The 8,387-nt window shown below is 53.3% G+C and carries 11 protein-coding genes and 1 pseudogene; 10 read left to right on the forward strand and 2 right to left on the reverse strand.

Going from position 1 to position 8,387, the window contains the following annotated elements; all coding sequences use genetic code 11:
- Positions 1–78: 78 nt before the first annotated feature.
- Genes mbhE through mnhG form a run of 7 tightly spaced genes read left to right on the forward strand, consistent with a single transcriptional unit; the run spans position 79 to position 4,971 of the window.
- The gene (mbhE, locus tag O71_RS20640) at positions 79–1,377 is read left to right on the forward strand and encodes a hydrogen gas-evolving membrane-bound hydrogenase subunit E (protein WP_007661043.1); all 1,299 of its coding nucleotides are present in this window, start codon (positions 79–81) and stop codon (positions 1,375–1,377) included.
- A complete protein-coding gene (locus O71_RS20645) occupies positions 1,374–1,916 on the forward strand; it encodes an MnhB domain-containing protein (protein WP_007661045.1) in 543 nt (180 codons plus the stop codon). Before mbhE ends, O71_RS20645 begins: the two co-directional genes overlap by 4 nt.
- Positions 1,917–1,920: 4 nt before the next feature.
- The gene (locus O71_RS20650) at positions 1,921–2,283 is read left to right on the forward strand and encodes a Na+/H+ antiporter subunit C (protein ID WP_007661047.1); all 363 of its coding nucleotides are present in this window, start codon (positions 1,921–1,923) and stop codon (positions 2,281–2,283) included.
- A gap of 9 nt (positions 2,284–2,292) precedes the next feature.
- The gene (locus tag O71_RS20655; protein WP_007661049.1) at positions 2,293–3,801 is read left to right on the forward strand and encodes a proton-conducting transporter membrane subunit; all 1,509 of its coding nucleotides are present in this window, start codon (positions 2,293–2,295) and stop codon (positions 3,799–3,801) included.
- A gap of 1 nt (position 3,802) precedes the next feature.
- Positions 3,803–4,300, forward strand: a complete 498-nt coding sequence (locus O71_RS20660; RefSeq protein WP_007661050.1) for a Na+/H+ antiporter subunit E — start codon at positions 3,803–3,805, stop codon at positions 4,298–4,300.
- A complete protein-coding gene (locus O71_RS20665) occupies positions 4,297–4,566 on the forward strand; it encodes a monovalent cation/H+ antiporter complex subunit F (protein WP_007661052.1) in 270 nt (89 codons plus the stop codon). Before O71_RS20660 ends, O71_RS20665 begins: the two co-directional genes overlap by 4 nt.
- 3 nt (positions 4,567–4,569) lie before the next feature.
- On the forward strand, positions 4,570–4,971 hold the full coding sequence (mnhG, locus tag O71_RS20670) for a monovalent cation/H(+) antiporter subunit G (RefSeq protein ID WP_007661082.1): 402 nt from the start codon (positions 4,570–4,572) through the stop codon (positions 4,969–4,971).
- A gap of 5 nt (positions 4,972–4,976) precedes the next feature.
- Here the strand turns inward: mnhG and O71_RS20675 are convergent, their stop codons facing one another.
- The gene (locus O71_RS20675; RefSeq protein WP_007661083.1) at positions 4,977–5,783 is read right to left on the reverse strand and encodes a metallophosphoesterase; all 807 of its coding nucleotides are present in this window, start codon (positions 5,781–5,783) and stop codon (positions 4,977–4,979) included.
- A 194-nt stretch (positions 5,784–5,977) separates the two neighbouring features.
- On the opposite strand from O71_RS20675, the pseudogene O71_RS26805 reads away from it, so the two are divergent.
- The 3 genes and pseudogenes from O71_RS26805 to O71_RS26815 all read left to right on the forward strand — a co-directional run.
- Positions 5,978–6,490 (forward strand): annotated as a pseudogene (locus tag O71_RS26805) (chloride channel protein); the annotation flags it as partial.
- Between the two features lie 94 nt (positions 6,491–6,584).
- The gene (locus tag O71_RS26810) at positions 6,585–7,076 is read left to right on the forward strand and encodes a chloride channel protein (protein ID WP_051017840.1); all 492 of its coding nucleotides are present in this window, start codon (positions 6,585–6,587) and stop codon (positions 7,074–7,076) included.
- Positions 7,077–7,089: 13 nt separating this feature from the next.
- On the forward strand, positions 7,090–7,755 hold the full coding sequence (locus tag O71_RS26815) for a CBS domain-containing protein (RefSeq protein WP_007661084.1): 666 nt from the start codon (positions 7,090–7,092) through the stop codon (positions 7,753–7,755).
- 153 nt (positions 7,756–7,908) lie between these two features.
- On the opposite strand, the gene O71_RS20685 is transcribed toward O71_RS26815, so the two are convergent.
- Complete coding sequence (locus O71_RS20685; RefSeq protein WP_007661085.1) at positions 7,909–8,295, reverse strand: hypothetical protein; 387 nt, start codon at positions 8,293–8,295, stop codon at positions 7,909–7,911.
- Between the last annotated feature and the right edge of the window lie 92 nt (positions 8,296–8,387).

An 8,387-nucleotide genomic window follows, 5' to 3' on the forward strand; every position in this document is an offset into this window, starting at 1 on the left:
CTGCTCCTGCACTGGAGGCAATGGTAGTGTTTCTGCTGGCACTGCGCTCTACAAAAGCGGCTCCATCCTTCTTGCCTGGTGGCCGGCAACGTGGACCACGCCACCGGCACACGGGACCTGACCCAGCTTACCGGTCTGTCCGGCTCCATGCGCTTCACGGCTATCGCGGCACTGCTGGCCGGCATGTCTATGGCTGGCCTGCTACCCTTCTTTGGCTTTATTGGCAAAGAACTCGTGTACGAGGCCACGCTCGAAGAAAGTCCTTTTCGCTGGATGCTCTTTGCAGTGAGTTTCTTTTCTGGGATGGTGTTTGTAGCTGTGGCGATTGCCATAGGGTATGGAGTTTTCTGGCGTCGAGCCGTTGAGGCCACTCCCCTGCAGCACCCCGACAAAGCCATGCTCTACCTGCCACCGGTCATCCTGGCCAGCACCGGGCTGGTGTTTGGCCTGCTGCCGGGCTTTTTTGTAACGCCCCTGCTGCGCCGCGCTGCCGAGGCGATGTTGGGTGTGGAGCAGGTGTTTGAACTGGCGCTGTGGCATGGTTTCAACCTGGTGCTGGGCCTGAGCCTGCTCACGGTGGCGCTGGGCTATGTCGTTTACCGCTTTTCAAACCGACTGCTTAGCTACGCCAACCGTTTCAACGGAATCTATCGCTTAGGTCCGGCCAACCTGTACCAGCTCTCGCTCAAAGGTTTCCTGGCCGGCGCTACCAAAATTACAGCCGCCATTCAGAACGGTTACCTGCGCAGCTATATCGCCGCCATCATCACGGCACATATCGCCCTGATCGTGCTCTCCCTCTGGAAAGACGGGCCGAGGCTGGAGCTCACTAACCGCCTACAGGAGCTCTCGCAGTTGCGCATGTACGAGGTGGTATTGCTACTGATGATCGTGCCGGCGCTGATCTTCCTGTTTAAGTCACGCTCCCGCCTCACCTCCATTGCCGTAATGGGTATCATCGGCTATTCCATGGCACTGTTTTACATCCTCTTTGGGGCGCCAGACGTGGCTGCCACGCAGCTGCTCATCGAAACGCTAACGGTTGTGATCTTCGTACTGATACTTCACAAACTACCAGCATTCCGCTACCTCTCACATGCTTCAGAGCGCTACAAGTATGTGCTGCTTTCGCTGGCCTTCGGAGCCATGATGACTTATGTGATCCTGATCGTGAAGCAGTACCCGCTCGACTCGCAACTGAAAGCCTACTATGGCGAAAACAGCTACCTGCTCGGGCAGGGGCGCAACATTGTGAACGTGATCCTGGTAGACTTCCGGGCACTGGATACGCTGGGTGAGATCGTGGTGCTGGCCGTAGCAGCGATAGGTATACTGGCGATGCTGAAACTACGCATGCAGAAAGGAGACAAACCATGAAAACCGTCATTCTTGCGGTCGCCATCCGCATCCTCATACCCATCTTCATCATCTTTTCAGTCTATACCCTGTTTCGGGGCCACAACCACCCGGGCGGGGGCTTTATCGGGGGACTGATCGGAGCCATTGCCTTCGTGTTTCATACCATGACGCACGGTCCGCAGCAAACCGTGGATACCTTCCTGAAGATAAATCTCTACGGCTACCCAAGGCAGCCCAACCAGAGCCGGTCGCTCTACCTGATGCGCATGATGCGGGTCAATGTATGGCGCCGCAGAAAAATGGCCCACCATCCGGAAATTAAAGAGCGTATGATCCGCGTCGAGCCCATCTACATCATTGCCACCGGACTGCTCCTGGCAGCTGGCAGCGGGGTCGTGGGCTTGGTATTTGGCCAGCCGTTCATGCATGCCTACTGGGCTGACTTTTACATCCCGATCATTGGCAAGCCGGGCACCCCTATCCTGTTCGATATTGGCGTATACCTGCTGGTGATCGGGGTGGTGCTCAAAATAACTTTTGTGATGTCAGAAGAATAAAACCATGGAACTCATACTACCCTTTTTGATCGGTATCCTTTTTTCAGCGAGTCTGTACCTGATTCTGCACCGGCATTTCTTTAAGCTTATACTTGGGCTGATCCTATTCGGCCTGGCAACCAACCTGTTTCTGTTTGTGATCGGTCGCCTTACCCGCGGGGGTTCAGCCATTATCGGGCAGGATGAGCGTGTGGCCACAGAGCCTTTTGCCGATCCGGTGCCGCAGGCCCTGCTACTCACGGCCATCGTGATCGGCTTCGGTATTCAGGCCTTCGCCATCGTGCTGATCAAGCGGGTATACCAGTCGTTTGGCACCACCGACCTCGACGACATGAACACCACCGACCAGATAGAAGAAAAACACTAAGCACACCCTATGAACCACCTGCTTATCATGTTGCCACTGCTCATTCCGCTGTTTGGGGCTATCCTGAGCCTCTTCTCATGGCGGTATGTGCGAGCGCAACAAGTGATCGGCATTCTGGCACAAGCCTGTATGCTGATTGCCTCTTTCCTGCTGCTCTTCGATGTGAACGACAATGGCATCCGAACAACCCAGGTGGGGAGCTGGCCCGCCCCTTTCGGTATTTCATTAGTGGCAGACCTGTTCAGCTCCATGATGGTGATCACGAGCTCGATCATCGGCATGGCCATCTACTTGTTTTCCATCAAAGGGCTCGACAAAGCCCGCCAGACCTTTGGCTACTACCCGGTGCTGCTCATCCTGCAGATGGGTGTTTCAGGGGCCTGCCTGACAGGTGACCTTTTCAACCTCTTCGTTTGGTTTGAGGTGCTGCTGATCTGCTGCTTTGTGCTGATCGCGCTGGGTGGCACCAAGCCGCAGCTGGAAGGGGCTATCAAGTACGTCACCATCAACTTTCTGGCCTCCGGTTTTCTGCTCACAGGTATAGGTGTGGTATACGGTATACTCGGCTCCCTCAATTTGGCGGAACTGGCTGTTCTCGTTCGCACGCCGGTATCGCACCCAGCCCTCATTACCATGGCTGGCATGTTTTTCCTGATTGCTTTCGGTATCAAGGCGGCTATTTTTCCGCTGTTTTTCTGGCTGCCGGCTTCTTATCACACGCCACCCATTGCCATCTCTGCCTTTATTGCGGGTATGCTCACCAAAGTAGGGATGTATGCACTGATCCGCCTCTTCACGTTGGTATTTGTCACCGACCAGGAGCTGACCATTCCACTTTTCACTGTGCTGGCGGGCTTCACGATGGTGATCGGGGTGTTTGGTGCAGCTTCCCAGAATGACTTCCGCAAGATCCTGTCTTTCCACATCGTGAGCCAGATCGGGTATATGCTGATGGGGCTTGCACTATTCACGCCACTGGCGATTGCAGGAAGTGTATACTTTATCATCCACAACATACTGGTCAAAACCAATCTGTTTCTGATCAGCGGTGTGGTGGCGCATAACCGGGGCACCTTCGCACTCAAAAAGCTGGGTGGCGTATACCTGCAGCATCCTTTTCTCTCGGTGCTTTTCTTTATATCGGCTTTCTCACTGGCCGGCATCCCACCTTTCTCCGGCTTCTGGGGTAAGTTCATGCTGGCCAAGGCAGGCTTTGAGATCGACAGCTTTGTTATAGTACTCGTTTCCCTGGCCGTCAGCCTGATCACTATCTTTTCGATGACCAAGATCTGGAACGAGGTATTCTGGAAAAACAAGCCCGAGACAGATCCGCTGGATGATGTGGTGACAGCACGCGAGAAAAAAGACAACCGCCTGCTCCATCTGCCGGTGCTGTTTCTGGTACTGTTCATTCTCTTTATCGGGGTGTATGCCGAGCCGGTGGTATCGATGGCGCAACTGGCAGCCGAGCAGCTCCTGAACAGCGAATTATACATCAACGCCGTATTGAAGAAATAGCATGAAAACATTTATCATCCACTTCCTGATCGCTTTCTTTGGCAGCTACATCTACTTCGAATATGGCGAGCCGATGTTTCCGTACAATGCGATCTGGGCGGTCGTGGTGGCTGTGTTCATCATGTTTATCCTGTGGCTGACCACGCCCTCCTACCATCGCTCCTACTTCCATAAACTACCGAAGGCTATCTCCTTTATCGTGTTTTTTCTGAAGGAGCTGGTCGTGGCCAATCTCAAGGTAGCTTATGACATCCTGACGCCCAACTACCGTATGAAACCGACGGTGATTGCACTGCCCCTGGCAGCCTCAACCGATATGGAGATCACCCTGCTGTCCGGTATCATCACACTCACGCCCGGCTCACTTTCCATTGATGTGAGTGCTGACCGTAAGGTGTTGTACATACACACGCTTTACATCAAGCACAATGATCTGGAGCTGGCGAAACAGACTATAAAACACGGTTTCGAACGCAGACTATTACAACTTACAAGATGAGTTTTTTTTCATTCACACTGATATTTGCCATGGCTGCCCTGAGCCTCTGCCTGATCATGACCGGCATCCGCTTTGCCATGGGTCCCTCGCTGCCTGACCGCATCACGGCCTTCGATCTGTTCGTGGCCAATGTCATCGGCATCGTGGCTATTTATACTGAGCTCACCGGTAACGAGGACTTCATTGACGTCGCCATCATCTTGTCCCTGTTCGGTTTTCTGGGCTCTATCTCTTTTGCCTATTACCTCATGAAATCAACCCGCTAGCCTATGCTCGAAGACATCAACTTTCTGCTCATCCGCGAGATCATCAGCTCGGTGCTAATCATCATAGGCGTCATGTTTATGCTGATCAGCACCATCGGGCTGCTGCGCTTTCCGGACTTCTACATCCGCATGTCAGCCATCACCAAAGGGGCCACACTGGGGCTCGGGCTTATCCTGTCAGGTATGGGCATCTACTTCAACGAGCCCGACATGTTTCTGAAAGTGGTGCTGATCATCGGCTTTACCTTCCTGACTTCTCCGGTAGCGGCACACGTGATCGGTCGTACCGCTGTGCGCAATAAGATCCCGTTCTGGGACCGTACTAATCTCGATGAGTTCAAGGATTACCTGCACAAAGAACACACCACCCACCGCGACCATGAGCGTGACAACAAGCAGGTATAGCAGGCTTAGTGCGTGGGATGATGAAGGAAGGGCCGGATGGACTCGGCATAGGTATCGAAGGCATCGACGGTCGTCAGGATGTGGTCGGGATAGGTTAGCGCTGTAAGCTTTCCTCCAAAAACACAGCCCGTGTCGATGTTGATGGTATTGTTTTTCCAGCGGGGCTCGCGAACAGGCGTATGGCCGTATACCACGACAGCTACGCCGGAGTAGTCAGCGGCCCAGTCAAGGCGGACAGGCAGGCCGTGGGCATCCAACTCTCCGGTGGTTGGGCCATAGAGACAAAGGTCGCGCACCGACTTGCTGTGCCGCCCATGCAGGCGCTCCTCCAGGCCGGCATGCGCCACTACCAGGCGGCCTTCGTCCAATATGATGTGGTGCGGCAGGTGGCCCAGAAACTCACGAACCCTGTCAATAAAGGCTTTGCTATAATTTTCGAGCTGCGCCATGGTCAGTTCCAGTCCGTGACGCACCTGCACGTTACGGCCCATCAGTTTGCGGTACAGCTTGTCGTCATGGTTGCCGCTCACACAAAGCGCCACATCCTGCTCCATCATGTCCATTACCAGGCGCAGCACTTCCGGTGAGTTAGGCCCCCGATCCACCAGGTCACCTACAAACACGGCCATGCAGCCTTCGGGCGGTGTCACGCGGTACCTGCCGTCAGCTTTGTCATCCTCTATCGTGTATCCGAGCTTTCGGAGGAGGAGCACCAATTCATCAAAACAGCCGTGCACATCTCCAATGACATGGAAATGGCCGTGCAAGTCTTTCAGTATCAGGTTTCCGCTTCTGTCTGGCTCGTGATGCATAGACTATTTTGTAAGGTTTTCTGCTAGGTATTAACCACTATATTAACTAAAAAACGGCCCTGCAGGTTAGATTTCCTATGTTATTTTTTTTCTAACGGGCTATAGTTTATACTTTTATGCGCAAGGTTTTTTTTAGACCGGACCTTTGATTGTATTTTTCGTAAACCCGGCTGACCTTTCGCGTATAGTCCCCCATGCCACAGTTCCGCAAGTATAAAATACCCCTTCTCTGGCTTCGCCGCCATACCTCTACACGTAACTTCATCCTGATCTCCAGTGTGCTGGTCGGTCTCACGGCAGGCCTTGCCGCCGTGGTGCTCAAAACGCTGGTGCATTACATTCAGCAGCTGCTGGCGTATGGCAACCGCCTGCTTGAGGAGCCTGTCTGGCTGGTGGTGTTTCCGCTGGTGGGTATTCTGCTGGTGGTGTTCCTGGTGCGGGTCATGTTCAATGGACAACTGGGGCGTGGCACGGCCAGCATCCTGCACAGCATATCGCAAAAATCCAGCATGGTGGAAGCGCATAAAATGTACTCCCACGTACTTACCAGTGGTATTACGGCTGGTTTTGGAGGCTCAGCTGGTCTGGAGTCTCCGATTGTGGTAACAGGCTCTGCCATAGGCTCTAATTTCGGGCGGGAGTATCACCTGAATTACCGCGACCGTACCCTGCTGCTGGCCTGTGGCGCCGCGGCAGGTATAGCGGCTGTTTTTAATGCGCTATTGCCGGTGTGCTCTTCGCCATCGAAGTGCTGCTCACCGATATCAGCATCTCCGCCTTTATACCATTGATCATCTCGCAGTGGTCGGGGCGCTTTGTTCGCGCATCATCCTGCGGGAAGAGCTGCTTTTCTTTGCAGACCAGTTGGGTGTTTTCGCCGCCTCGCATGTCCCCTTCTACATCCTGCTGGGTATCCTCACCGGATTGATGTCGGTGTACTACAGCCGGGCCGCCTGGCGCATCGAAGCACTTTTTGAGCCCTTCCAGGACCAGCCCTACCGCCGGGCGCTGGTGGGCGGTGTATTGCTCGGGTTGCTGATCATGTTGTTTCCTCCGCTTTTTGGGGAAGGCTACGGTGCCGTCAAACTTCTTGAAAGCGGCAAACCCGAAGCACTGCTGCAAGACAGCTGGCTATCGTTCTTTGGCACGAATGAATGGCTGGTACTGGGTTTTGTCGGGATGTTGGCACTGGTAAAAGTAGCGGCTACCACCTTCACCATTGCAGGTGGCGGCAATGGTGGTAACTTCGCTCCTTCTATGTTCGTGGGGGCGCACGTGGGTTTCTTTTTTTAGCCGGCTTGCTAATATGCTGCAGATCCACAAATTGCCGGAAGGCAGCTTTACCGTAGTTGGGATGGCCGGCATTCTGAGCGGTGTGATGCATGCTCCGCTGACCGCCGTTTTCCTGATTGCCGAAATATCGGGCGGCTATACCCTAATGATCCCGCTGATGATCGTATCGGCCACTGCTTTTGCTATGGTGAAGTACTTTGAACCCTTCTCGCTCGATACCAAAAAGCTGGCCCAGAAAGGAGAACTGCTTACCGCCAATAAAGACCGCACTGTGCTGCGCATTATGCAGATCCGGCACCTGGTCGAGACGGACTTTCAACCTGTCAGGTATAGCGCCACACTGCGTGAACTGGTAGAGGTGATCGCACACAGCCGCCGAAATTTATACCCGGTGGTGGACGAGCAGCAGAAACTGAGAGGCATTATCCTACTCGAAGATGTGCGGGAGATCATGTTCAAGCAGGAAAAGTATGACAAGGTGCTGGTAACAGAACTGATGTCGGCACCACCTGCCGTAGTGCGCCACAACGACACAATGGCTGAAGTGATGAAAAAATTTGACGAGACAGGCGCCTGGAACCTGCCCGTCCTCCAAGGTGAGCTATACCTGGGCTTCGTTTCCAAATCAAGCATCTTTACCAAGTACCGCAAACTGTTAATCAAAACAACGGGAAACTGATGAAAGTTTAGGAGTTTTAGATTTTGGGAGTCAAGGAGATAGAAAGCAGTAAGTATTGCGCTGAAAAAGAAGTTGAAATATAATTAATCGGGTTCTGAACCATTCCACACCAGAAATTCCCAAACTCTCTGACTCTTAAATTCCTAAACTCCTCTACCTGTTTGGGTCGCTAAGGTCTGCGCCAATACCTTCTATACCGGCTGCTGTTCGGAAGCCGCTGACGAGGCAGTCTTTCCAGAAGTTGAAGACAGAGCGGCTTTTGGCGCGTACCACCTGAATGTCTCCGGGTCGAAGCTCTTCGCCTTGCTTCGGATTGTCAGAAGTGATCACTATTTTGTTGGCTACTTTCGAGAGTATCTTCTTCCCAAATGACTGGCGCTTGTCATCGTCTTTGGTTAGTACATCTACTTTAAAGTTCTGGTAACGGACATTCAGATTGCCAGTTGCCTTGTTGCGGTACAACTCCATGCTGAAATCACTTTTCTGCAGACTGCCTTCCTTCACGCTGATGAAAGTCGTAGGCTCCAGTATAGGATTCAATACAGCCGGGTCGGCTGGCCCGCAGTGCCCTGTATAGTATGATAGGCATTGGGATCCAGCAGGTCAAGCCGGATGGTAGCGGCTATAGGCGC

This window comes from Pontibacter sp. BAB1700, from assembly GCF_000277005.1.
Taxonomy (GTDB): Bacteria; Bacteroidota; Bacteroidia; order Cytophagales; family Hymenobacteraceae; genus Pontibacter; species Pontibacter lucknowensis.